Source organism: Pseudomonas sp. B111, assembly GCF_026428275.1.
Lineage (GTDB): Bacteria > Pseudomonadota > Gammaproteobacteria > Pseudomonadales > Pseudomonadaceae > Pseudomonas > Pseudomonas aeruginosa.
This window is the reverse complement of the sequence record NZ_CP097857.1, coordinates 1,560,569-1,583,450: the sequence shown is the minus strand read 5'-3', so window position 1 is coordinate 1,583,450 and position 22,882 is coordinate 1,560,569. Positions and strand designations below refer to the sequence as shown.

The following is a 22,882-nucleotide window of genomic DNA, read 5'->3' as shown; positions in this document are numbered from 1 at the left end:
CGGTCTTTGGGATAGGGTTAAGTTGGATACCATCGGAAAAACCGATATGCATTTGTCGCCCGAATCCCTCGAGGCCTTCGTCCAGGCCGTTTCCCTCGGCTCCTTCAGCGCCGCCGCGCGCAAGCTGGGCAAGAGCCAGTCGACCGTCAGCGAGGCCATTGCCCGGCTGGAGATCGACCTCGGCCTGGAACTCTTCGATCGCAGTAGCCGCCAGCCGCAACTGACCGGGGCCGGGCGCACGCTGCTGGGACGGGTCGAGGAGGTCCTCGGCGCATCCGACCGCCTGCGCCGGGTCGCCGCGCTGCTCGCCGGCGGCTCGGAGCCACGGGTGACCCTGGCGCTATCCGACACCTACCATTCGGCGCGCTACGAGGCGCGCCTGGCCGAACTGGACGAGCGTTACCCTGAGCTGGAGTTCGAATGCCTGATCGCCGAGGACCAGGACGTGATCGCCCAGGTCAGCCGCGGCCGCGCCACCCTCGGCCTGCTCGCCGCGCAGCCGCACTACCCGCCGGAGCTGGGCGTGGCGGCGGTCGCCGAGCGTGCCGAGTTCGGTCTGTTCGCCGCCGTCGACCATCCGCTGGCGGGCCTGGAGCGGGTCAGCGAGCGTGACCTTTCCGAATGGCGTCTGCTGCGCCTGAACACCTATAGCGAGACCGGCGCGGCGATCAACGACGGCCTGCCGTCCAGCGGCGGGCGCTGCTGGTCGGCGCCCAACTACCTGTTGCTGCTGGAAATGGCCACCCACGGCTTCGGTTGGGCCGAGCTGCCGCGCTGGCTGGTCAGCGGCTACGCCAACGGACGGCTGAAGGAGTTGCCGGTGTCCGGCTGGCCGCGCAGCCAGGCGGTGGATGTGGTCTGGTCGCGGCAGCGGCCGTTGGGACCGGCGGCCAACTGGTTGCTGGACCGCTTGCTGGATCGCGACCTGCCTATCTAGGGAGGGGCCGGCTGAGCCCCGGTTCAGCCGGCGAAGCCGCCGGCGGCGAGGAAGGCGAGTTCCTCGGCGCTGGACAGGCGACCGAGGATCGGATTGCGATGGGGAAAGCGCCCGAAGCGGCGGATGATCTCGCGATGCTCACGAGCGTGGGCGAGGAAGGGCTGGCCGAGTCCGTGGTTCAGCGCTACCGAGCGATCCTGGTCGGCAAGGTTCTCGGCATGGGCGAACGGCAGGTAGAAGAACAGCCGCAGCGCGTCCCCGACCTGGCGGTCGAGGCCTTGTCCCAGTGCCCGCTCCGCCCAGCGCCGCGCTTGGGTGTCGCTGGCGTACATGCGCGGGGTGCCGCGGAAGGCGTTGCGCGGGTACTGGTCGAGCAGCAACAGCAGGCCGAGATGGTCCTCGGCTTCACCGGCAGCCGGGCGCAGCGCGTTGGCGCAGGCAAGCTCGTAAAGATGGGCGAAGCGCTCGCGGAAGCGCCGGTCGAAATCGGCGTTCCTGGCGAACCAGAGGGTAGGGCCGGCATCGCGCCAGAAACCGACCACTTCCGGCAGCGGGGACGCGCTGGGAGAAGGCAAAAGCGCTGCATGGGGCATCTGCGGATCCAGGAAGTAGAGTAGGGACTCCAGGCTATTGGTCCGGGTTCTTTGGATAAACGTGGGTGGCATGGATAGACTGTCCAGCCATCCCGAATAGAGAGAAGGGGCCTGCCCATGGATCGTCTGGACAGCATGCGCGTGTTCCTGCGCGTTGCCGAAACCGGCAGCTTCACCAAGGCCGCGGATCTGCTGGACATGCCGCGGGCGACGGTCTCGGCGGCGGTCCAGCAGCTCGAAGCGCAACTCGGCAGCCGGCTGTTGCATCGCACCACCCGGCAGGTCCAGCTGACCCACGACGGCAGCGTGGTGCTGGAGCGTTGCCGTCACCTGCTGGAAGACATGGAAGAGCTGGAGAGCCTGTTCCACGACGGCAGCCGCGCCAGCGGCCGGCTCAAGGTCGACGTGCCGAGCCGGGTGGCGCGACTGCTGATCGCCCCGGCGCTGCCGGAATTCTTCCGCCAGCATCCGGACATCGAACTGGAACTGGGCTCGAGCGACCGTTCGGTGGACCTGGTGCAGGAGGGCGTCGACTGCGTCCTGCGGGTCGGCCAGTTGGGCAACAGCAGCCTGGTGGCGCGACGCCTTGGCGAGATGCAACTGATCAATTGCGCCAGTCCCGCCTACCTGGAAGAGCATGGCGAGCCACGGACGCCGGCCGACCTCGACCGGCACTGGGCGGTCAACTATGCCTCGCCCAGCAGCGGCCGGGTGTTGCCCTGGGAGTACCGCGAGGATGGGCGCACCCTGACCCGCGCGTTGCGCAGCCGGGTCACGGTGAACAACGCGGAAAGCTACATCGCCTGCTGCCTGTCCGGACTGGGCCTGATCCAGATCCCTGCCTACGACGTGCGCGAGCACCTCCAACGCGGCGAGCTGCGCGAGGTGCTGCCGCAGTGGCGGGCCGAAGCGATGCCGGCGTACGCCCTGTATCCGCACCGGCGGCATCTGTCGCGGCGGGTCAGGGCATTCGTCGACTGGCTGGAGCAACTGCTCCGCGCCCGCCTCTAGTCCACGACGTTCATCTCCCCGGCGCGTTCCGGGCTACGGCAAACGGCCGGATTCTGCGACAATGCGCGCCGTTTTCGATTCGCCGCGAGAGAGCCCATGTCCGCCTGCCAGTCCCCCATCATCGTCGCCCTGGATTTCCCCTCCCGTGAGGCCGCCCTGGCGCTGGCCGATCAGCTGGACCCGAAACTGTGCCGGGTGAAGGTCGGCAAGGAACTCTTCACCAGTTGTGCCGCGGGTATAGTCGAGACCTTGCGCGGCAAGGGCTTCGAGGTGTTCCTCGACCTGAAATTCCACGACATCCCGAACACCACGGCGATGGCGGTGAAGGCCGCCGCCGAGATGGGCGTGTGGATGGTCAACGTGCACTGCTCCGGCGGCCTGCGCATGATGGCCGCCTGCCGCGAGACGCTGGAGGCCTTCAGCGGACCCAGGCCGTTGCTCATCGGCGTGACCGTGCTGACCAGCATGGAGCGCGAGGACCTGGCGGGCATCGGCCTCGACATTGAGCCTCAGGAGCAGGTACTGCGCCTCGCCGCCCTGGCGCAGAAGGCCGGCATGGACGGCCTGGTCTGCTCGGCCCAGGAAGCGCCGGCGCTGAAGGCTGCCCATCCGGGCTTGCAACTGGTCACGCCGGGCATCCGCCCGGCCGGCAGCGCCCAGGACGACCAGCGGCGCATCCTCACCCCGCGCCAGGCCCTGGACGCCGGCTCCGACTACCTGGTGATCGGCCGGCCGATCAGCCAGGCCGCCGACCCGGCCAAGGCGCTGGCGGCGATCGTCGCCGAACTGGGCTGAGGCGGCTTCCCCCACGCCTGCCGTCGGCGACCGTCGCGCGCCGTGTCGAGCCGGACTGGCGCAGGCATCATCCGCGCCGGCGCCCAGGGGGGGCGCCTGCGGTCGCCTGTCCGTCCCCAGCGTCTAGGCTTGTAGCGGGCACTCCGGCAAGTACCGGTGGCAACGGTTTCACAGTTTCGTGAGGAAAAATTGCAAGTGCCTTGCCGGCTGGCCCCAGGCCAGTAGGATCGCTGTTTTCCCCGGAAACGCGAGGTCGGGATGCTGAACACCCTGGAAGCCTGCCTGAAGGCGGTCGATGAGATTCTCCTGGGCAAGGACCGCCAGGTGCGCCTGGCCCTGGCCTGCCTGCTGGCCCGTGGGCACCTGTTGATCGAAGACCTGCCGGGGATGGGCAAGACTACCCTCAGCCATGCCCTGGCGCGGGTGCTCGGGCTCAGTTTCCAGCGCATCCAGTTCACCTCGGACCTGCTGCCGGGCGATATCCTCGGTACCTCGGTGTTCGACAAGGACAGCGGGCAATTCGTCTTCCATCCCGGGCCGATCTTCGCCGAGCTGGTGCTCGCCGACGAGATCAACCGCGCCACGCCGAAAAGCCAGAGCGCCTTGCTCGAGGCGATGGAAGAAGGCCAGGTGACCATCGAGGGCGCCACCCGGCCCTTGCCGGAACCGTTCTTCGTCATCGCCACGCAGAACCCGGCCAGCCAGGGCGGCACCTTCTCCCTGCCGGAATCGCAGCTGGATCGCTTCCTGATGCGCCTGTCGCTGGGTTACCCCGGGCGCGCGGCGGAACGCTCGCTGTTGCTCGGCGAAGCCCGGCGCGATCTGCTGCCGCGCCTGGAACCCTTGCTCGACCACGCGGCGCTGGCCGCTTTCCAGGCCGAAGTGCCGAAGGTCCGCGCCAGCGATGCGCTGGTGGACTACGTGCTGCGCCTGGTCGAAGCGACCCGCACGCAGCCGGCCTTCGCCCTCGGCCTGTCGCCGCGCGGTAGCCTGGCGTTGCTCGCCGCGGCGCGTGCCTGGGCGCTGCTGGCGGGACGCGACTATGTGATTCCGGAAGACGTCCAGGCGGTGTTGCCGGCGGTCGCCGGGCATCGCCTGCGCGACCAGGCGGACCCCACCGGGCACGGTGGCGGCGCGCTGGTGCAATGGCTGCTGCGCGAAGTCCCGGCGCTCTGATGCGCCTGCGCAACTGGCCGCGCTGGCAGCGCTGGCTGAACCGGCGGATACCGCCGGCGAGCAGCGTCGAGCTGAACCAGCGCCGCGTATTCATCCTGCCGACCCGCCAGGGCGGCGCTTTCGGCCTGGCGCTGCTGGTGATGCTGCTGGCGGCGATCAATTACCAGAACAGCCTGGCCTACGGTTTGACCTTCTTGCTGCTGTCCCTGGGCGTGGTGACCATCCTCCATACCTATCGCAACCTTGCCGGCCTGCGCCTCACCGCGTTGGGAGCGGACCCGGTGTTCGCCGGCGAGCGCGCCGGTTTCCGGGTGCGCCTGGAAAGCCCGCGGCGGGCGCGCCAGGCCATCGCCGTCGGCTGGCCGGAGCGGCCGCTGGAATACGCCGACCTGGCAGGCGACGCGGCTGCCGAGGTGCTGCTGTTCCACCCGACCGAGCGACGCGGCTGGCTGCGGCCGGGGCGCCTGCGGGTGGAGAGTCGCTTTCCCCTCGGCCTGCTGGTGGCCTGGAGCTGGGTCGACCTGCGCCAGCAGGCGCTGGTCTACCCTCGGCCGCTGGCCGGCGAGCCGTTCCTCGCGCCGGGCGCGGAGGATGCCGAGGACCAGGGGCGCGCGCTGGCGAGCACGGGCGTCGACGACTACCAGGGACTGCGCGCCTACCAGCCGGGCGACTCGCGGCGGCGCCTGCACTGGAAGGCGTTTTCCCGTGGCCAGGGGCTGCTGGTGAAGGACTTCGCCGCGCTCGGCGGGGAAGACCTGTGGCTGGAATTCGAGCGCCTCGGCGGGGATCTCGAAAGTCGCCTGGGCCGCTTGTGCCATGCAGTCCTGGAACTCTCCGCGCGGCAGCAGCCCTATGGCCTGGCGCTGCCCGGCACGCGCCTGCAACCGGCCAGCGGCGAGGCCCAGCGCGAGGCCTGCCTGCGCGCGCTGGCGTTGTTCGGAGCGGCGCGATGAACGCGATTCCGCGGGTCGCGCTGGTCTGGCTGCTGGTGGCGCAGGTACTGGTGATCCTGCCGCACCTGGCCTACATGCCGCTGTGGATCGCGGCCATGTGGCTCGGTTGCGCGGCCTGGCGGGTGCAGGTCTTCCGCATGCGTGCCGGCTATCCGCGCGCCTGGGTCAAGCTGGCCCTGGCGCTGCTCGCCGGGGCCGGGGTCTGGTTGTCGCGCGGCAGCCTGGTGGGCCTGGACGCGGGGGCGGTGCTGCTGATCGCCGCGTTCATCCTCAAACTGGTGGAAATGAAGACCCGCCGCGATGCGCTGGTACTGGTGTTCCTCGGTTTCTTCGCAGTGGTGGTGGGCTACCTGTTCGACGACGGTTTCCTCGCCGCGCTGTACAGCCTGCTGCCGGTGACCGCGTTGCTGGCGGCGCTGATCGGCTTGCAGCAGAGCGCTTTCGCCAGCCGGCCCTGGCCGACCCTGCGGCTGGCCGGCGGGCTGTTGCTGCAGGCGCTGCCGCTGATGCTCCTGCTGTTCCTGTTCTTCCCCCGCCTGGGGCCGCTGTGGTCGTTGCCGATGCCCGGCAACAAGGGGGTCACCGGACTCTCGGAGAGCATGGCGCCAGGGGATATCGCCGAGCTTGGGCGCTCCGCCGAACTGGCGTTCCGGGTCCGCTTCGAGGGCGCACCGCCGCCGCGCGAGCAGCTCTACTGGCGCGCCTTGACCATGGAGCGTTTCGACGGACGACGTTGGGCTCAGGCGCCGCAATGGTCGGGCGAGGATGCTCTGCACTGGCAGAAGCGTGGCCCTGAGCTGCGCTACGACGTGATCATGCAGCCCAGTTCGCAGCCCTGGCTGTTCGCCCTCGACGTGGCGCAGACCGACCAGACCGACACGCGCCTGATGAGCGATTTCCACCTGCAGCGGCGGCAGCCGGTCGAGCAACGTCTGTTCTACCGAGTCAGTTCCTGGCCACAGGCGCTGCGCGAGTCCAGCATCGATCCGCGCATGCGCTGGCGCAACCTGCAGTTGCCGATGCACGGCAATCCGCGCGCGCGCGCCCTGGCCGAGCAACTGCGCCAGGCCCATGCGCAACCGCAGGCACTGGTCGCGGCCCTGTTGCAGCGCTTCAACCGCGAGCCCTTCGCCTACACCCTGAAACCGCCAGCGACCGGCGCCGACGGGGTGGACGATTTCCTGTTCGACACGCGCAGCGGCTTCTGCGCGCATTACGCCGGGGCGATGGCTTTCGTCTTGCGCGCCGCGGGCATTCCTGCGCGAGTGGTGGCCGGCTACCAGGGCGGCGAGCTGAATCCGGCGGGCAACTACCTGCTGGTGCATCAGTTCGACGCCCACGCCTGGGTCGAATACTGGCAGCCGGAGCAGGGCTGGCTGAGCGTCGACCCGACCTACCAGGTGGCGCCCGAACGGATCGAACAGGGGCTGGAGCAGGCCCTGGCCGGGGACAGCGAGTACCTCGCCGACGCACCGCTGTCGCCGTTGCGCTACCGTGGCCTGCCCTGGCTCAACGACATGCGTCTGGCCTGGGACAGCCTGAACTACGGCTGGCAACGCTGGGTCCTGGCCTACCAGGGTGAGCAGCAGGGCGCCTTCCTGCAGCGCTGGTTCGGCGGGCTCGATCCGACCCGACTGGGCCTGTTGCTCGGTGCCGCGGCGATATTGTCGGTCGGTCTGCTCGCGCTGTTCCTACTCAAGCCCTGGCAAGGCCGTGGCGATCTGCGCAGCCGCCAACTGCGCCGCTTCGAACGTCTGCTGGAGATGCATGGCCTGCGCCGTTCCCCCGGCGAAGGGCTACGCTCCTACGGCGAGCGCGCCGCCCGCGTCCTGCCGGCGCAGGCGCCAGCCATCGCGGCCTTCGTCGGCGCGTTCGAAGCGCAACGCTATGGACACGGCGGTGCCGATGATCCAGGGTTGCGTCTGCGCGCATTGCGCCGGGCGCTGCCCTGGCGCCTGGTGCGCACGCCCACGCGGGATGGCCGGGGAGAGGAGCAGGCATGACGGGGTTCATCGATGAACTGCTGGCCGAGGTGATCGGCCAGCAGGTGGCGTTGATGTCGGCGGTCGCCCGCCTGGAGGCGCGCACGGATGGCGAGGCACTGCACGACCTGCGCATCGCCCTGCGCCGTCTGCGCAGCCTGCTGCGGCCGATCCGCGGAGTCCCCGGCGTCGAGGAGCTGGAGCATGCCGCCGCCGAGGTCGGGCGGCTCAGCGGGCCGATCCGCGACCTGGAGGTGCTGCTGCCGGCGCTCGCCGCCGAAGGGCTGCGGGATGCGCTGGCGGTGCGCCGGCCGGTGCTGGAGTCCGGCTACGTGGCGGTTCTCGCCAGCCAGCCGCTGCACCGCCTGCAGCTTTGCCTGGACGTCTGGCCGGCCCTGTTGCGTACGGCCCAGCGGCATGCCGTGCTGGATGGCCTGCACGGCCGGGTGCGCAAGCGCCTGCGCCGGCAATGGAAGACCCTGCGCGCCGAGCTGGCGGACACCACCTACGAGCACTGGCACCCGCTACGGCTGCGGATCAAGCGCGTGCGCTACGGGCTGGAGGCCTATCCGCACGATTGCAGCATTCCCGGCTCGCTGCTGGCGCCGCTCAAGGCGGCCCAGTCGGCGCTGGGCGATTGGCACGACCTCGAACAGTGGCTGTTGCGATGCCAGCGCGAGCCGGACCTGGCGCCCGTGCGCGAGGTCTGGACGGCACGCTTCGAACTGGCCCGGGAGCGTGCCGGACGGGCCCTGTCGACATTGCAGCAGGCGCTTGCCGAGCACTGAGGCCGCCGGTATTCCGATCGGCTTTTTCCCAAGGATCGCCTCGCCTAAGATGGGCCCTCGAATCCCCTCGCGAGGCACACATGAATTTTTCCGAATTGATCCAGGCGGTCCGCCGCGACCCTTCCTCGGTGGTAGTACCGGCCAGTTGGGGCCAGGGCCGCGCCACCTTCGGTGGCCTGGTGGTGGCGTTGGCCTACGAGGCCATGCTTGCGGTGGTCGAGGCGGGGCGTCCGTTGCGCTCCATCGGCGTCAGCTTCGTCGGACCGCTGGCCCCCGAGCAGCCGGCGAGCTTCAGCGCCCGGTTGTTGCGCGAGGGCAAGGCGGTGAGCCAGGTACAGGTCGAGGTCCGTCAGGGCGAGCAGGTGGTGACGCTGGTCCAGGCCAGTTTCGGCGTCGCCCGCGCGTCGGCGGTGGCGGTGGAAGCGTTGCCGGCGGCCGGGATGAAGGGCCCCGAAGAGAGCCAGGAGCTGCCCTATATCCGTAACGTGACCCCGGAGTTCACTCGCTACATCGCCATGCGCTGGGCAGTGGGCGGCCTGCCGTTCTCTTCGAACAAGTCGCGCCAGATGGGCGGCTGGATGCGTTTCCGCGACGAACCCGAGGGAGAGCCCATGGAGGTTTCCCACCTGCTGGCGCTGCTCGACTCCTGGCCGCCGGCGCTGTTGCCGCACCTGGGCACCCCGGCGATGGCCAGCTCGCTGACCTGGACCGCCGAGTTCCTCCAGCCGCTGCCGCAGCAGGGCAGCGGCGACTGGTGCCGTTACCTGGCGGAGATCGAGGAGGCGCGCGACGGCTACGGCCACGTGGCGGCGCGGATGTGGAGCGCCGACGGCCAGTTGCTGGCGATCAGCCGGCAGATGGTCACGGTGTTCGGCTGAGGCGCATGTCAGGCGGGCGCGTACTCGGTGCGGTTGCGCCCGCCGCTCTTGGCCTGGTAGAGCGCGCTGTCGGCGCGCACCAGCAGGCTTTCCAGGTCGTCCCCGGCGTCCCTGCGCAGGGCGACGCCGATGCTCACGGTCATCCGCAGCGGTTCGCCGTCGGGATTGCTCACCCGTAGCGCCTCGACGCCGGCGCGCAGCCGTTCGGCGACGTCCAGCGCCTGGTCCAGGCTGACCTCCGGAAGCAGCGCGGCGAATTCCTCGCCGCCCAGGCGACCGAGCAGGTCCACCTCGCGCAGGCCCTGGCGCAGGGTCTCGGCGACACGTTGCAGGGCGCGGTCGCCGGTCAGGTGGCCGTGGCTGTCGTTGATGTTCTTGAAATGGTCGATGTCCAGCATCAGCGCCACGCAGGGGTGGCGGAAGCGTTCGGCGGCCTTGAGCATGAGTTCCGCCTGGTGCAGGAACGAGTGGCGGTTGTGCAGGCCGGTCAGGGTATCGGTGCTGGCCAGCAGGCGCAGTTCCTGTTCCATGGCCTTGCGCCGGCTGATGTCGTAGCACCAGATCAGGGTCGCCGGCTCGCCGTCGATTTCCAGGTGGCGCGCGCAGATCACCGCCCAGCAAGGCGTTTCCCCGCATAGCTGGGCTTCCCAGCCATCCACCTGGCCGCGCGCCTCCAGGGCGTTCTGCAGGCGGCTGTATTCGCTGGCGCTGGCGAACAGCCGGGGCAGGTTGAAGTCGTTCTGGGCCTGGCAACCCAGGCGCTTGAGCAGGCGCGGGCTGACGTAATGGATGCTGGCGCCGCAGGCGCTGAGCAGGACCACGTCGCTCGGGCTGGCCTCGAGGATGAAATGCAGCAGCGCCTTGCCTTCGCTGAGCTGGCGGGTGCGCTCGCCGACGCGTTTCTCCAGGGTGGCGTTAAGCTCGATCAGATGCCCGGCCAGTTGCTGTGCGCGTTTGAAGTCAGCGACCAGGCGCAGCACCAGCAGGGCACCGCCGGCACCGATCCCGAGCAGCGCCCAGAACAACGCGTAGAACGCCCGGTGCAGGCGCTTGCGGTCGACGTCCAACTGGTTGGTCAGGGCGATGTTGCTGGCGACGACGATCTGGTGGGTCGGTTCGAGCAAGGGTGGGACCTGCTGGACGATCTCCGCGGCCAGGCGGCGCGCGGCGACGGGATCGCCCCAGGGGGCCTGGTCCGACCAGCGATCGCTGAGCTCGATCAGGCGTTGCAGGGTGGCCTGTACCTCCGGACGCGGTTCGGCGAGATGCCTGAACAACGACTGGCGGCGCAGCGGCGCGATCAGGCTGGCGAGGACTTCGAGACGGATCGCCAGGTCGTCGGCTTGGCCTTCGCCGCTCTCGGTGTGCCGCGCGGCGTCCAGCGTGCGATCCAGTTCGGCGCGCAGCGAGTAGGTCTGCCACAGCTCGTTGTGCAGGTTCGGCTGGGCCAGTTGCTGGGCCTGGCGCACCGCCAGCCACAGCGCAGCCCCGGCGATCAACGCCATGAGCAGCACCAGGCCGAGCAACAGCCCCATGATCTGGCGTTGCCGGCGCAGCTTTGTCGGATCGAGCAGCGGCACAGTCATGTCCGTTACTTACTCAAGAGTGATGGAGCTGACCTGCCAGACGGTACGGTTGTAGTAGACCTGGTTTCTCAACTCAGGATAGCGGGCCATCGGGTAGATGATGAAAAGCGGTCCGCGTTCGCGGATCGCCATGTAGGCGCCGTTGCGGCGATAGGCGAGGATGGGCTGGTAGCTGTCGAGGTCGCTGTACGGGATGATCGCCGAGTAATCGTTCAGCGCCAGCACGCGCAGGCGCTTGGGCGGCGCCAGGTCCAGGTGGCGCAGCAACAGGCTGAGGCGCACGCCTTGCCAGCGGGCGTTGGCCTCGCCGGGGAGCTGGGCTTCCAGGGTCTCGCTGGGCAGGGCTTCGAGGTCGGACAGGGTCAGCCGTACGGGAGCGCCGCCGGACCGCTGCAGGGTGACGATCGGACGTCCGCCCAGCGGCACGGGTTCCGCGGCCTGGGCAAGAGGCAGCCCCAGGCAACAGGAAAAGACGATTAATTGACGCATTGACGGCATGTTGTCGGTCCACGACAGGATTCCGTCGATTATATCGGCAGCGTCGCGCTAAAACTGAAGGGCTGTGCAAAATCCCGGACGAACTGTCACTTATGCCGTTCGCGCCAAGCCCGCCACCAGGCGCCGCTGAGGACGAAGCGGGGGAAGGTGACGAACTGCTCGACGAGCAGGCGACTGACAGCGTCGCGCCGATCGCTGAATGGCTCGGGTGCCTGTTTCTCCAGCGCGTGTCCCTTGGCCTGGATCGCCAGGCCGGCGCCGATGCCGATGACACCGAGCACCACCTGCAGCAGGTCCAGGCCGAACAGGCCGCCGAGCAGCAGGATCGCAGCGACGACGAACAGCGGCACGGCGATCAGGTGCAGGACCAGGTTGGTCGGGTTGCGGTGGTTGGCGGCATAGCCGCGCCATTGCCAGGCGAGCAGGTTGGGATGACGTTTGCCCATGTTCTCGGTACTCCGTGACGGCGACCCGCGAGGCGGGTCGTTGCATGTCGTCGAGTCTAGGCGGGGTGCGGCAGCGCGGCGAATGATTCCTGCCTATCCGGGCGATAGGCAGGTGCGCCTGCGGATCAGAGGCGTAGCTGGCCGATGGCGCGGGTCAGATCGCCCGCCAGGTCGACCAGTTGCTGGCTGGTGGCCGCCGACTCGACGGTCTGCTGCACGGTGAGTTCGGTGACGTCGCGGATGCCCACCACCGAACGGGTCATCTCTTCCGCGACCTGGCTCTGCTGTTCCGCGGCGACGGCGATCTGCGTGTTGCTTTCACGCATCTGCGCCACCGCGTTGGCGATCGCCGCCAGCGCCTCGCCGGCGTCGCCGGCCTGGCTGACGCAACCGTCTGCCTTGAGCGAGCTTTCCTGCATGAACTCCACGGCGTCGCGGGTACCCGACTGCAGGGCGAGGATCATCTGGGTGATCTCGTCGGTGGAGTCCTGCACGCGACGGGCGAGGTTGCGCACCTCATCGGCCACCACGGCGAAGCCGCGGCCCATTTCCCCGGCCCGCGCGGCCTCGATGGCGGCGTTGAGGGCAAGCAGGTTGGTCTGTTCGGCGATGCCGTGGATCACGTTGACCACGCCGCTGATCTTCTGGCTGTCTTCGGCCAGCTTCTGGATCATCTCGGCGGTGTCCTGGACGCCCTGGGACAACCCGGCGATCGACGCGCTGACCCGGCTCACCGCCTGCTGGCCGGCGCCGGCCAGGCGGTCGGCTTCCTGCGACTGGTCACGGGTATCGGCGGCGTGCTGGGCGATATGGAAGACCGTGGTGGACATTTCGTTGATCGCGGTGGCGGTCTGGTCGGTCTCGCTCTGCTGGCCGAGCATGCCCTGGCGTACCTGGCCCATGCTGCGGGCCAGCGCCTGGGCGCCTTCGTCGAGCTTGGTAGCGGCCGCGGCGACGGTGCCGACGATGCGCTGGTAGCCGGCCTGCATGGCGTTGAAGGCGCTGGCCATCTGGCCGACTTCGTCGCGTCCCTGCAGCGGTACGCGAGCGGACAGGTCGCCGCTCTTCTCGACGTGCAGCATCACGTCCTTGAGGGTATGCAGGTGGGTGAGGATGAAGCGGATCAGCAGTTGCGAGGCCGCCAGCAGCGCCAGCATCAGCACCAGCACGGCGACGGCGTAGGCGCCGGCACGGTCGGCGAAGACCTGCCACAGGTCGCTGGCCGGGGCGAGCACGGCGAAGCGCTGGCCGGAGCCGGTCTGGCCGACCCAGGCGCCGAGCAGCGGGGTATCGCCCTGGCGCGCGCCGGACAACTCGATCCAACCCTGCCCCTTGCCCAGCGCCTGGGCAGCGGTGCCGCCCAGGCTCGCGGCCTGTTCCAGCGGCAGCAGGTTGCTGCGGGCGGGCAGGGCGCTGCCGGCCGGCCAGCTCTGAACCAGCTCGCCCTCGGCGGCGGCGGCGCGCTGGGCGGAAGCGTTGCGCCCGGCGGCTTCCTGCTGCATGGCGAACAACACCAGCAGCAGGGTGGTGAAGAAGGCCACCGCGTTGACGGCCCAGAACTTGTATTTCAGTGGAATGTCGCTGATCCAGGTGCCCATAGGGGGATTTCTTCTTATCGGCAAGCTAATGGCAAGGCGCCATTATCTTGAAAGCTGAGTAAGGGGCAATCGTTGATGCGGGTCAACGAGACCGTTCGTCAGCTTAGCGGCCGATCCGCCGGGAGCTTGAGGGCGATCTCAGTCGATCGTCGGCAGGCCGAAGAACGCCCGCGCCGCGGCGCTGGTGTGAGCGGCCAGGCGCTCCGCGCTCTCGCCGCGATGGCGGGCCACGCAGGCGAGCACCTCGACCAGGTAGGCCGGCTCGTTGCGCCCGTTCTTCGGCTTCGGCCGCAGGCTGCGCGGCAGCAGGTAGGGCGCGTCGCTTTCCAGCATGAGACGGCCGACCGGGATCTCGCCTACCAGATCATGCAGGTGGGTACCGCGGCGCTCGTCGTTGATCCAGCCGGTGATGCCGATGTGCAGGTCGAGGTCGAGGTAGCCATACAGCGCCCGGCGCTCGCCGGTGAAACAGTGTACGACGGCGGCCGGCAGGCGATCGCGGAAGTCGCGCAGGATCGCCAGCAGGCGCTCGCTGGCGTCGCGTTCGTGGAGGAACACCGGACGCTGTAGCTCGACGGCCAGTGCCAGTTGTTCCTCCAGGGCCTTTTCCTGGGCCGGACGGGGAGAGAAGTCGCGATTGAAGTCGAGACCGCATTCGCCCACCGCGCGTACCCGCTGGTCGTCGAACAGGGCGCGCAGGCCGCGAGCGGTGTCGGCGTTCCAGTGGCTGGCCTCGTGGGGGTGGACGCCGGCGGTGGTAAACAGCCGGCCGCCCTCGTCGAGTTCGCCGCAGAGCTGCAGCGCCTGTTCGCTGTCGGCCAGGCTGGTGCCGGTGATCACCATCTGCACCACCCCGGCGGCGCGCGCGCGGGCGAGCAGTGCTTCACGTTCCGGGGCGAAGCTGGCGTGGGTCAGATTGACGCCGATATCGATGAGTTGCATGGTGCCTTCCTGGAATTCGCAGCGAGGCGGCGCCCCCTCGATCGCGCCGGACCCGCCGGGGGATGGGTGGCAAACCGCTTGTAGAACAATCCGTTATAATCGCAGATCGGGTTCTTCGGCGCCCGGATTATCTACCCAATGCCTCCGTTTGCAGCCGCTGTCGGAGAGGAACTTGCCAAGACTGCCATGCTCTGATTGATCCGGTCCCCCGGAGAGGGACATCGAGCCTGGCCTCTGGAGACCTGGATGACGCGTCTGTTGCTGCTTTCGCTTTGCCTGCTGGTGCTCGCACCCTTGCCGGCGGCTGCGCGCATCACCGGCCAGCCGGACAACTGGCACAAGGAACAGCCGGAGACCCGCGACCTGGCGAGCATCCGCCGCGCTGGCGTGCTCAAGGTGCTGGTCAACCAGAGCCGCAACAGCTCGGGCGAGGTGAAGGGCGAGCCGATCGGCGTCGAGTACCGTCGCCTGCGCGCCTTCGAGCAATACCTCAACAGCCGCTCGCCGTCCGCGCGGAACCTCACCCTCAAGCTCATACCCAAGCCCAAGGACCAGTTGCTTGCCGCCCTGCAGCGTGGCGAAGGCGACCTGGTCGCCCCCGGCGAACTGCTGCCGGCGCACGACGGCCTGCAGGTCAGCCCGAGCGCACCGGTGCGCGCCGATGTGCCGCTGGTGCTGGTGGCGCGCAAGGGCAACCGGCGCTACACGCGCCTGGAGCAGTTGTCCGGGCGGACCATCCCGCTGCCGGCCGGCAGCGCCGCCGAGGGCGCCATCGAACTGGTCAACCAGCGCCTGGCGCAACGCCGCATGGCACCGATCCGGATCGAAAAGCTGGACGCTTCCCTGGCCGTCGAGGATGTGATGGAAATGGTCCAGGCAGGCATCCTCGGCTTCACCGTGGTCGAGCAGCCCATCGCCGAACGCTGGGCCAAGGTGCTGCCGAAACTGCGCGTCGACCGCCACCTGGTGCTGGACAATCGCGCCGACATGGCCTGGTACGTGCGCCGCGATGCCAGCACCCTGCGCGCGACCATCGACCGCTTCCTCGCCGACTACCGCGCGCCGGCCGACCAGGACGTGGCTTTCCAGCGCGTCTACCGGCGCGCCTACAAGGTCCGCAACCCCCTCGGCGCGGCGGACCGCAAGCGCCTGGAAGCGGTCCGTCCACTGCTGCAGCGCTACGCGCGGCAGAGCAGCATGGACTGGCTGGCGCTGGCGGCGGTGGCCTACAAGGAGTCGCACCTGAACCCGAAGGCGCGCGGTTCCGGCGGCGCCAGCGGGCTGATGCAGATCACCCCGGCGGCGGCGCGCAGCGTCGGGGTCGGCAATGTGCACGACAAGGACAGCAACGTGCTGGCCGCCAGTCGCTACCTGACCAAGATCCGCAAGCAGTTCTTCTCCAGCAAGCACCTCGACGAACGCGAGCGCCTGGCGTTCACCCTGGCGGCCTACAACATGGGCCCGGAGCGGGTGCAGAACCTGCGCACCCAGGCGCGTCGCCGGGGGCTCGATCCGAATCGCTGGTTCTTCCAGGTCGAGCGGGTGGCTGCGGAAGAGATAGGCATGGGTGTGGTGAGTTATGTCAGCAGCGTCAACAAGTACTACCTTGCATATGAACGCGAACGGGTTCGCCTGGAGCCTGGGGTACGTGCGAAGACGGCGACGGCTCAAAAATAATCTATAAATTCGATGTTGATAACGCGTTTTTTGCGGTTTTAATATCGAATTATCTTGCCTATAGTGTGCCCATCTTATCCCACACCTGAGGACGCACCATGAATCCACTGATCAAGACCATCCTGTCGACCAACGCCGGTGCCGGCCTGGCCATCCTGCGTATCGTCACCGGTCTTACCCTGATGTCCCACGGTTCGCAAAAGCTCTTCGGCATGTTCGGCGGCGCCGGCCTGAACGGCATGGCGCAGTGGTTCGAATCCATCGGCCTGACCCCTGGCTACCTGCTGGCGACCCTGGCCGGCAGCGCCGAGTTCTTCGGCGGCCTGGCGCTGGTGATCGGCCTGCTGGTGCGTCCGGCGTCGGTGGTGGTGGGCTTCATCATGATCGTGGCGATCTTCAGCGTGCACATCGGCAATGGCTTCTTCATCACCGACAACGGCTATGAATATGCCCTGACCCTGCTGATGATCAGCGTGGCGCTGCTGATCGATGGCGCCGGCAAGTTCTCGCTGGACGGCAAGCTGTCCCGCTGAACCGGGCTGGCGACGAAAAAGGGCGGACACCTTCGGGTGGCCGCCCTTTTTCGTTGCGGCGCGCAGCACAGGTTTCCGCCTCGCCGGCCATGCCAGGGCTGCACCCCTGAGGGGACGCCGCCGGCGTTATCCGCCGAAGCGCCCTTCGCCGCGTTCTCGGCGTTTCCGTGCCGGTCAGCGCTGCTCGGCCTGGCGCATCTGTTCCAGCGCGCCCAGGCGCAAGCGTTCCTGTTCGCTGAAGCGCTCCTCGGCCAGGCGTTCGACCGCCGCGCGGCGGTCGGCTTCGCTCAGGCCGGCATTGCTTTCGATCCGGCTCTTCTCGGCGAAATAGTCGTCCAGCCGGCCCTTCCAGGCCGAGCGTTGCCGATCGAGTTGCTCCAGGCGGGTGGTGGCTTCGGCGCCCACCAGTTGCTGACGCATCTGGCGGATGGCTTCCGGGCCGGCGCCAGCGGCCTGGAGGGCGGCGGTCTGCTGCTGCAGTTCGCTTTGCAGTTGCGGCAGCACGCTTTCCTGCTGGTCTTCCGGCAGGCTGGCGCGCAGGCGGTCGATGGCGGCGGCCTTTTCCTCGGCGCTGAGCTTGCCGTCCTGGCGGATCGCCAGGCGCTCCAGGGTGAACTGGTTGTAGGTTTCCTCGTCGGCGAAGAACGCCACGTGCGCTTCGTTGCTGAAGATCCGCGCGCGCAGGGCTTTCACCGCGGCTTCCCGCTGGCGCAGGGCGTCGAGGTCGGCCAGGCGCGGCAGGTCGCGTTCGAGCAGCACCAGTTCCTTCTTGTAGTCGATGTATTGCTGCATCAGCGCCAACGCCTGGCCGCGCGCCGGCTCCTGGAGTTCGGCGGCGATGTAGGCGCGCAGGCGGTCCAGGCTTTGCTGCAGGGGCTCTTCGCCGACGGCGCTGAGGAAGTAGTCGAACAGGTTGCGGATGTCGCGGGTGATCAGCAGGTTGCCGCTGGCGTCGACGCTGAAACTGCCATCGACGCTGGTGCCCCTGAAGGAGGTTGGCAGCGGCGCGACCTTGGCCGGCATGACCTGGGGGGCCGGCACCGCTTCTCCCGCGGAGGCTGCTGGCGGGGCGTGGACTGCGCCCGCCTGCGCGCTGGCCGGGGGCGCCGTCTCGGGTGCGGGGGAAGGTTCCAGCCAGACGAACCAGGCCAGGCTGGCGGCGAACGCCAGTGGAATCAGCAGGAGGATTTTCTTCACGCGAGGGGGCTTCCGGGAAAGGGCCGGGGCCGAGGCCCCGGCCGGGGTCCTACAGGCTGGCGTTCTTCAGGCGGTTGGCGTGCTGGCGGTAGACGCTGACCGGGCTGGTCTCGAACAGGCTGGTGAGGCCGAAGACCTGGTTCACCTCGTCCAGGTGGTTCATCCGGTAGTTGTCGCGGATCACCATGCCCAGGTGCGAACTGCAGGTGCCGACCAGGCCGTCGTTGGCGGTGCCGTTCTTGAAGGTCAGCGACGAGGCGCCGAGGAAGGCGTCGCTCGGATCGAGGAAGTTGGTCAGCGGCGAGGAACCGCTCCAGGAGTAATAGCTCACGCCGTTGACCTTGTAGGCGCCTTCGCCGCAGGCCGAGGTGGGGATGCCCTGCGGGTACTTGGCGTTGAAGCGCGCGGCCCCCTCGCTGTTCAGCGACTCCAGCGAGCCCAGTGAATTCTGCGTACCGGCGCTGCCGCTGGAAAGGAAGCTGATCAGCGCGCCGAGGCTGTTGACCAGCCCGGAGAGGACTGCCTCGCCGGCCGAACCCGGTGGGATCTGGCGCAGGAAGTCGGCGGTGTCCGAACCCTTGTGCGGGGCGCCGACGCTGGTGGCGGAAGCGATCAGGTCGGGACGTACGGCGGCGACGTAGCGGATGGTCGGCCCGCCGTGGCTGTGGCCGATCAGGTTGACCTTGGGCTGGCCGCTGAGGGCGACGATTTCCTCCACCTGTTGCAGCAACTGCTCGCCGCGGACTTCCGAGGTGTCCAACTGGCTGACTTCGGTGACGTAGACCTGGGCACCGTCACGGCGCAAGGCGCTGGGAATGCCGAACCAGTAGTCGACGCCGAGGATGTTGTCGAAGCCGAGCATGCCGTGGGCCAGCACGATGGGGTATTTGGTCTGGGTGTAGGTGCTGGCCTGGATCAGAGGGCTGGCAGCGAGAGAGGCGAGGCCGATGGCCAGGCCGAGGGGGAGCAGAGACTTCTTCTTCATGTTGTTCTCATCTCAGGTTGATGGGGCCGAGGGGCGCGTCCTGCCAGCCATCGCCCGAATCCTTCCGGGAGAACCGCTTCGCTGTCCCTTGCGCAGGAACCGTGCCAGCTTCGGCTTTTTTCCTCCAGGCCAGGAAATCCGCGGCTTCCTGGCGGCCGGTCATAACCTGCGTGGCAGAGCGGAAGAGGCGGGTTGTTACGGCGCGAAACGCTCGTTTGAATCTTCCCCGCACAACGCCCAGCGACCGAGTGTGCGGTAGCGCACGCCCGCGGCGTCGTTTTGCGAGCAAAACAGGCTGAAATGGTCGACCTGCCATACGAAGGTTGGGGGTGGCGGGACGTCCTCCAGCGGCGCGGCATCGCGAGCCAGGGTCAGATGGGCGCTGAATGGGCGGGTTTCCACGGGCAGCTCCAGTTCGGCAAGGCCGGAGCGCAGGGCGCGGCGCAGGCGCAGGAGGGCGCCGGGCGGTTGGCTGGGGGCCAGCAGCAGGATGCCGTTCCTCCAGCGCAGCAGACGGTCGAGACACAGGTCGAAGGGCGCGGCCTCGATGGCCGCGGCCATGTCCAGCAGGGCCTCGAGCCGAGCGGACGGGACCTGCCCGAGGAAGGCCAGGGTCAGGTGCAGGTTCGCCGTCGCCACCTGGCGTCCGGGCAGTGGCTGGTCATCGCGCCACCGGCCGATCCGCTCGGCGAGGGGAGGTGGACAGGGCAGGGCGAAGAACAGGCGAAGAGAGCGATCGGGCATGGGCGCCTCCGCGTGTTTCTTGACAGTCTCCATGCGGCTTTTCTAGGATGCGCGTGCGCCGATTTAAACAGCAACTTGCGGGGCGCCCGGCAGCAGCCGAAATACCGCTAAAGCGCTGGCTCGGTGTTGCCTCTCACCGCTGTCCAGCGGGACCGAAGAGGCGGAGACATGACGTCATGACCTGTCCCAGCACGCAATTGCGCCTGGCACCCATCACCACCGGCCTGGTCCGGCGGAACCCGAGGATTCTCCTCAGCGGGCCGCACCAGCCGACCCTCGTCCGTTACCTCGAAGGCTGGCCGAAGCGCTGGAACGGTTCGCGTACCTTCCTTATCCAGTTCGCCCAGGACGGCAAGGACCTGGCGCGCTTCCCCAGCGACGCGTTCGACTTCGCCGTGGTCCAGGCCCCCGGGGCGGAAGATCTGGACCTGGTGGTCCGGCAACTGATCCGGGTCGCCCGCCAGGGCCTGATCACCCGCCGTATCCTGCGCTGAGCGCGTGGCCCCTCAGGGCGCCGGTGGATACTCGATCTCGACGACGAACCAGAGCTTTTCCCCGGCCGGGGTGCGCACCAGCACCTCGGCGTCCAGCTCCTTGCCGACCAGTGCGCGGGCGAGCGGCGAGTCGATGCTGATCTGGTTGTTGCGCAGGTCCAGTTCGTCGGGGCCGACGATGCGATAGCGGGCCTGCTCGCCGTCTTCGTCTTCCAGGGTCACCCAGGCGCCGAAGTACACCCGGTTCGGATCCGCCGGCCGCTCGCCGACCACTTTCAGGTTCTCCAGGCGCTTGCGCAGGAAGCGCACGCGGCTGTCGATCTCGCGCAGCATCTTCTTGCCGTAGATGTATTCGGCGTTTTCCGAGCGATCGCCGAGGGCGGCGGCTTCGCTGACCGCCTGGGTCACCTGGGGACGGCGCACGTGCCAGAGTTCATGCAGCTCTGCGCGTAACCGCGCGGCGCCCTCCGGAGTGATCAGCGGGGTGCCGGCGGTGCGCGGTGGACGATAGCGACTCATGGTTCGGGTGGTTCCACAAATGAACGGATGAAAGCCTGCCAGTGTATCCGATCAGCCCTCGCGCAGGACCCGCAGCGGGCTGCTGTTGAGGGCGCGACGGGTACCCAGCAGGCCGGCGCCGCCTACCAGCACGGCGCCTACCAGAGGCAGCGCGAGCAACCAGGGGTGCGCTTGCCACGGCAGGTCGAAGACCAGTCGGTAGAGCAGCAGGCTGACCGCCTCGCAGCCGAGCGCCGCGAGCAGGCCGCTGACTGCGCCGAGCAGGGCGAACTCGACCCGCCGGGTACGTTGCAGCAACTCGCGCTCGGCACCCAGCGCGCGCAGCAGGGCACCCTGGCGCACGCGCTCGTCGAGGGTCGCCTGGAGACCGGCGAAGAGCACCACGAAGCCCGCCGCGAGAACGAACACCAGCACGTACTCCACGGCCAGGGTGACCTGGTCGAGGATGCTCCGCAGCTGGCTCAGCAGGGCGTCTACCGGCAGCAGGGTGACGGTGGGGAAGGCGCGGGCCAGTTCGATCAGGTCGCGTTCCTGGCTGGCCGGCAGGTAGAAGCTGGTCAGGTAGGTCACCGGCAGGTCGGTCAGGGTGCCGGGCTGGAAGACCATGAAGAAGTTCGGCTGGAAATTGTCCCACTTCACCTTGCGCAGGCTCTGGACCTGGACCTCGCGATTCTGCCCGGCGACGCTGAAGGTGAGCCGGTCGCCGACCTGGATACGCAGGTTGGCGGCCAGCTTCTCTTCCACCGACACGCCCGGCAGGGCCCCCGGCTGCGGCGCGCTCCACCAGCGTCCGGCGGTGAGCTGGTTGCCGGAGGGCAGTCGCTCCGACCAGGTCAGGCCGAGGTCGCGCTGCAGGGCACGCTCGCTGCGCACGTCTTCGTCGAGCGCCTGGACCGGCTTGCCGTTCACCGCTACCAGGCGCCCGGGAACCATGGGGAACAGCGGCTCGGCGCCGGGGGAGAGCTTTTGCACGCGACGTTCGAAGGCGTCCTTTTCCGTCGGCAGGATGTTCAGGGCGAAATGGTTGGGGGCGTCCGGCGGCAACTGGGCCTGCCAGGTATCCAGCAGTTCGCCGCGAAGCAGGGCGATCAGGGCCATGGCCAGCAGGATCAGGCCGAAGGCCAGGCTCTGTCCGGCGGCGGCCAGCGGGTGCCGCAACAACTGGCCGAGTCCCAGCCGCCATGGCAGGCTGGCACGCGCCAGTGCCCGGCGCAGGCCGTTCAGGCCGAGCAGCAGGAGGGCGCCGAGCACCAGCGTGGCGACCAGGCCGCCGCCGAGCAGGGCGAGGGTCAGCTTCAGGTCGAGACTCAACCGCCACATGATCAGGCCCAGGGCGAGCAGGGCGCAGGCGTAGGCCATCCAGGTGCGCATCGGCACCGGCAGCAGGTCGCTGCGCAGGACCCGCAACGGCGGTACCCGGCCCAGGGCTGCCAGCGGCGGCAGGGCGAAGCCGGCCAGCGCTACCAGGCCGGTGGCGATCCCGGCGAAGGCGGGGAACAGGCCGCCGGCCGGTACGTCCGGCGGCAGCAGCGTGGCGAGCAGGCGGAACAGGCCGAGCTGCGCCAACCAGCCGAGCAGGGCGCCGATGGCGCTGGCGAGCAGGCCCAGCAGCAACAGTTGCAGCGCGTAGAGGAGCAGGGTTTCGCTGCGCGACAGACCGAGGCAGCGCAGCAGCGCGCTGGCGTCGTAGCGCCGTGCGGCGAAACGGGCGGCGGACAGCGCCACGGCGACGCCGGCGAGCAGCACCGCGGCCAGGCTGGCCAGGTTCAGGTAGCGCTCGGCGCGGCCGAGGGCATCGCCCACCTGGCGGTTGCCGTCGCGGGCATCCTGCAGGCGCTGGTTGGCGGCGAGGCTTCCCCTGACCTGCTGGCGATAGGCCTGGAGGGCTTCCGGCGGGCCTTCCCACAGATCGCGGTAGCGCACCCGGCTGCCCGGCTGGACCACCCCGGTGGCATCGAGGTCGGCCAGGCTCATCATGGCGCGGGGCGTCAGGCTGTAGAAGTCGCCGGCGCGGTCCGGCTCGTAGGTAAGGATGCGCGCGATGCGCAGCGGCTTGCGGCCGATCTCGATGCTGTCGCCGACCTTCAGGTCGAGGCTGACCAGCAGGCGCGATTCGACCCATACCTCGCCCGCCTGCGGACGACCGCCGGCCTGCTCGGCGGCGAACGGCGCGGCAGCGCTCTTGAGCTGGCCGCGCAAGGGGTAGCGGTCGCCGACCGCCTTGATGCTGCTGAGCTGGATGCCCTGGTCGGTGGCGATCACGCTGGAAAACTCGACGCTGTCGGCGTGGCGCAGGCCCAGACGGGTGCCGCGTTCGATCTGTTCGGCGCTTGCCGGCTGGGTACCGTTGAGCACCAGGTCGGCGCCGAGGAACTCGGCGGCGCGGGCGAGCATGGCGCCGTTCAGGCGGGCGCTGAAATAGCCGATGGCGGTGCTCGAGGCGACCGCGATCAGCAGGGCGAAGAACAGCACGCGCAGCTCGCCGCTGCGCGACTCGCGGAACAATTGGCGAGCGGCGAGGCTCAGCAGGCGGGAGAGGGGCACCGGCTT

General features: G+C 68.8%; 22 protein-coding genes. 11 read left to right on the top strand and 11 right to left on the bottom strand.

Going from position 1 to position 22,882, the window contains the following annotated elements; all coding sequences use genetic code 11:
* Positions 1-46 precede the first annotated feature (46 nt).
* Entirely contained in the window at positions 47-937 is an 891-nt protein-coding gene (locus tag M6E97_RS07590) for a LysR family transcriptional regulator (RefSeq protein ID WP_049311524.1), read from the top strand.
* A gap of 23 nt (positions 938-960) precedes the next feature.
* Here M6E97_RS07590 and M6E97_RS07585 read toward each other — a convergent pair whose 3' ends face one another.
* Entirely contained in the window at positions 961-1,602 is a 642-nt protein-coding gene (locus tag M6E97_RS07585; RefSeq protein WP_079381468.1) for a DUF924 family protein, read from the bottom strand.
* 45 nt (positions 1,603-1,647) lie between these two features.
* Here M6E97_RS07585 and M6E97_RS07580 point away from each other — a divergent pair, with 45 nt between their 5' ends.
* The 7 genes from M6E97_RS07580 (at position 1,648) to M6E97_RS07550 (ending at position 9,113) form a co-directional block, all read left to right on the top strand.
* Positions 1,648-2,541: a LysR family transcriptional regulator gene (locus tag M6E97_RS07580; protein ID WP_003101696.1), complete on the top strand. Its 894-nt coding sequence runs from the start codon at positions 1,648-1,650 to the stop codon at positions 2,539-2,541.
* A gap of 96 nt (positions 2,542-2,637) precedes the next feature.
* Positions 2,638-3,336: an orotidine-5'-phosphate decarboxylase gene (gene pyrF, locus M6E97_RS07575; protein ID WP_003452399.1), complete on the top strand. Its 699-nt coding sequence runs from the start codon at positions 2,638-2,640 to the stop codon at positions 3,334-3,336.
* A gap of 258 nt (positions 3,337-3,594) precedes the next feature.
* On the top strand, positions 3,595-4,512 hold the full coding sequence (locus M6E97_RS07570) for an AAA family ATPase (protein ID WP_003090974.1): 918 nt from the start codon (positions 3,595-3,597) through the stop codon (positions 4,510-4,512).
* On the top strand, positions 4,512-5,465 hold the full coding sequence (locus M6E97_RS07565; RefSeq protein ID WP_003119856.1) for a DUF58 domain-containing protein: 954 nt from the start codon (positions 4,512-4,514) through the stop codon (positions 5,463-5,465). Before M6E97_RS07570 ends, M6E97_RS07565 begins: the two co-directional genes overlap by 1 nt.
* A complete protein-coding gene (gene tgpA / locus M6E97_RS07560) occupies positions 5,462-7,468 on the top strand; it encodes a protein-glutamine gamma-glutamyltransferase TgpA (RefSeq protein ID WP_003130786.1) in 2,007 nt (668 codons plus the stop codon). Before M6E97_RS07565 ends, tgpA begins: the two co-directional genes overlap by 4 nt.
* Positions 7,465-8,235 (top strand): CHAD domain-containing protein, encoded by a 771-nt coding sequence (locus M6E97_RS07555; protein ID WP_003117634.1) that lies wholly within the window; start codon positions 7,465-7,467, stop codon positions 8,233-8,235. The genes tgpA and M6E97_RS07555 overlap by 4 nt, the downstream gene beginning before the upstream one ends.
* Before the next feature lie 80 nt (positions 8,236-8,315).
* The gene (locus M6E97_RS07550; protein WP_003090970.1) at positions 8,316-9,113 is read left to right on the top strand and encodes an acyl-CoA thioesterase; all 798 of its coding nucleotides are present in this window, start codon (positions 8,316-8,318) and stop codon (positions 9,111-9,113) included.
* Between the two features lie 8 nt (positions 9,114-9,121).
* Here the strand turns inward: M6E97_RS07550 and M6E97_RS07545 are convergent, their stop codons facing one another.
* The 5 genes from M6E97_RS07545 to M6E97_RS07525 all read right to left on the bottom strand — a co-directional run bounded on the left by M6E97_RS07545 (position 9,122) and on the right by M6E97_RS07525 (position 14,183).
* Positions 9,122-10,699 carry a sensor domain-containing diguanylate cyclase gene (locus M6E97_RS07545; RefSeq protein WP_031639117.1) on the bottom strand — a complete coding sequence of 526 codons (1,578 nt, stop codon included), beginning with the start codon at positions 10,697-10,699 and terminating at the stop codon, positions 9,122-9,124.
* 9 nt (positions 10,700-10,708) lie between these two features.
* Positions 10,709-11,197 carry a molybdopterin-dependent oxidoreductase gene (locus tag M6E97_RS07540; RefSeq protein ID WP_003130791.1) on the bottom strand — a complete coding sequence of 163 codons (489 nt, stop codon included), beginning with the start codon at positions 11,195-11,197 and terminating at the stop codon, positions 10,709-10,711.
* 86 nt (positions 11,198-11,283) lie between these two features.
* Positions 11,284-11,643: an Mpo1-like protein gene (locus M6E97_RS07535; RefSeq protein ID WP_003090963.1), complete on the bottom strand. Its 360-nt coding sequence runs from the start codon at positions 11,641-11,643 to the stop codon at positions 11,284-11,286.
* 125 nt (positions 11,644-11,768) lie between these two features.
* Positions 11,769-13,241: a methyl-accepting chemotaxis protein gene (locus M6E97_RS07530; protein WP_003110283.1), complete on the bottom strand. Its 1,473-nt coding sequence runs from the start codon at positions 13,239-13,241 to the stop codon at positions 11,769-11,771.
* A 138-nt stretch (positions 13,242-13,379) separates the two neighbouring features.
* Positions 13,380-14,183, bottom strand: a complete 804-nt coding sequence (locus M6E97_RS07525; RefSeq protein ID WP_003130793.1) for a TatD family hydrolase — start codon at positions 14,181-14,183, stop codon at positions 13,380-13,382.
* A gap of 246 nt (positions 14,184-14,429) precedes the next feature.
* On the opposite strand from M6E97_RS07525, the gene M6E97_RS07520 reads away from it, so the two are divergent.
* Entirely contained in the window at positions 14,430-15,860 is a 1,431-nt protein-coding gene (locus M6E97_RS07520) for a transglycosylase SLT domain-containing protein (RefSeq protein ID WP_003090959.1), read from the top strand.
* 98 nt (positions 15,861-15,958) lie between these two features.
* The gene (locus M6E97_RS07515; protein ID WP_034005347.1) at positions 15,959-16,393 is read left to right on the top strand and encodes a DoxX family protein; all 435 of its coding nucleotides are present in this window, start codon (positions 15,959-15,961) and stop codon (positions 16,391-16,393) included.
* Positions 16,394-16,567: 174 nt separating this feature from the next.
* Here M6E97_RS07515 and M6E97_RS07510 read toward each other — a convergent pair whose 3' ends face one another.
* The 3 genes from M6E97_RS07510 to thpR all read right to left on the bottom strand — a co-directional run bounded on the left by M6E97_RS07510 (position 16,568) and on the right by thpR (position 19,319).
* The gene (locus M6E97_RS07510; protein ID WP_023099439.1) at positions 16,568-17,590 is read right to left on the bottom strand and encodes a lipase secretion chaperone; all 1,023 of its coding nucleotides are present in this window, start codon (positions 17,588-17,590) and stop codon (positions 16,568-16,570) included.
* Between the two features lie 49 nt (positions 17,591-17,639).
* Positions 17,640-18,575, bottom strand: coding sequence for a triacylglycerol lipase (gene lipA, locus M6E97_RS07505; protein WP_014602739.1), 936 nt, complete (start codon positions 18,573-18,575; stop codon positions 17,640-17,642).
* Positions 18,576-18,770: 195 nt separating this feature from the next.
* Positions 18,771-19,319, bottom strand: coding sequence for an RNA 2',3'-cyclic phosphodiesterase (thpR, locus tag M6E97_RS07500; RefSeq protein WP_003163368.1), 549 nt, complete (start codon positions 19,317-19,319; stop codon positions 18,771-18,773).
* 176 nt (positions 19,320-19,495) lie between these two features.
* Here thpR and M6E97_RS07495 point away from each other — a divergent pair, with 176 nt between their 5' ends.
* Positions 19,496-19,813, top strand: coding sequence for a hypothetical protein (locus tag M6E97_RS07495; protein ID WP_003090952.1), 318 nt, complete (start codon positions 19,496-19,498; stop codon positions 19,811-19,813).
* Between the two features lie 12 nt (positions 19,814-19,825).
* Here the strand turns inward: M6E97_RS07495 and greB are convergent, their stop codons facing one another.
* Together greB and M6E97_RS07485 are read right to left on the bottom strand one after the other, a co-directional pair.
* Entirely contained in the window at positions 19,826-20,332 is a 507-nt protein-coding gene (gene greB / locus M6E97_RS07490) for a transcription elongation factor GreB (RefSeq protein ID WP_003090951.1), read from the bottom strand.
* A 51-nt stretch (positions 20,333-20,383) separates the two neighbouring features.
* Entirely contained in the window at positions 20,384-22,876 is a 2,493-nt protein-coding gene (locus M6E97_RS07485; RefSeq protein WP_078463852.1) for an ABC transporter permease, read from the bottom strand.
* Positions 22,877-22,882: the final 6 nt, after the last annotated feature.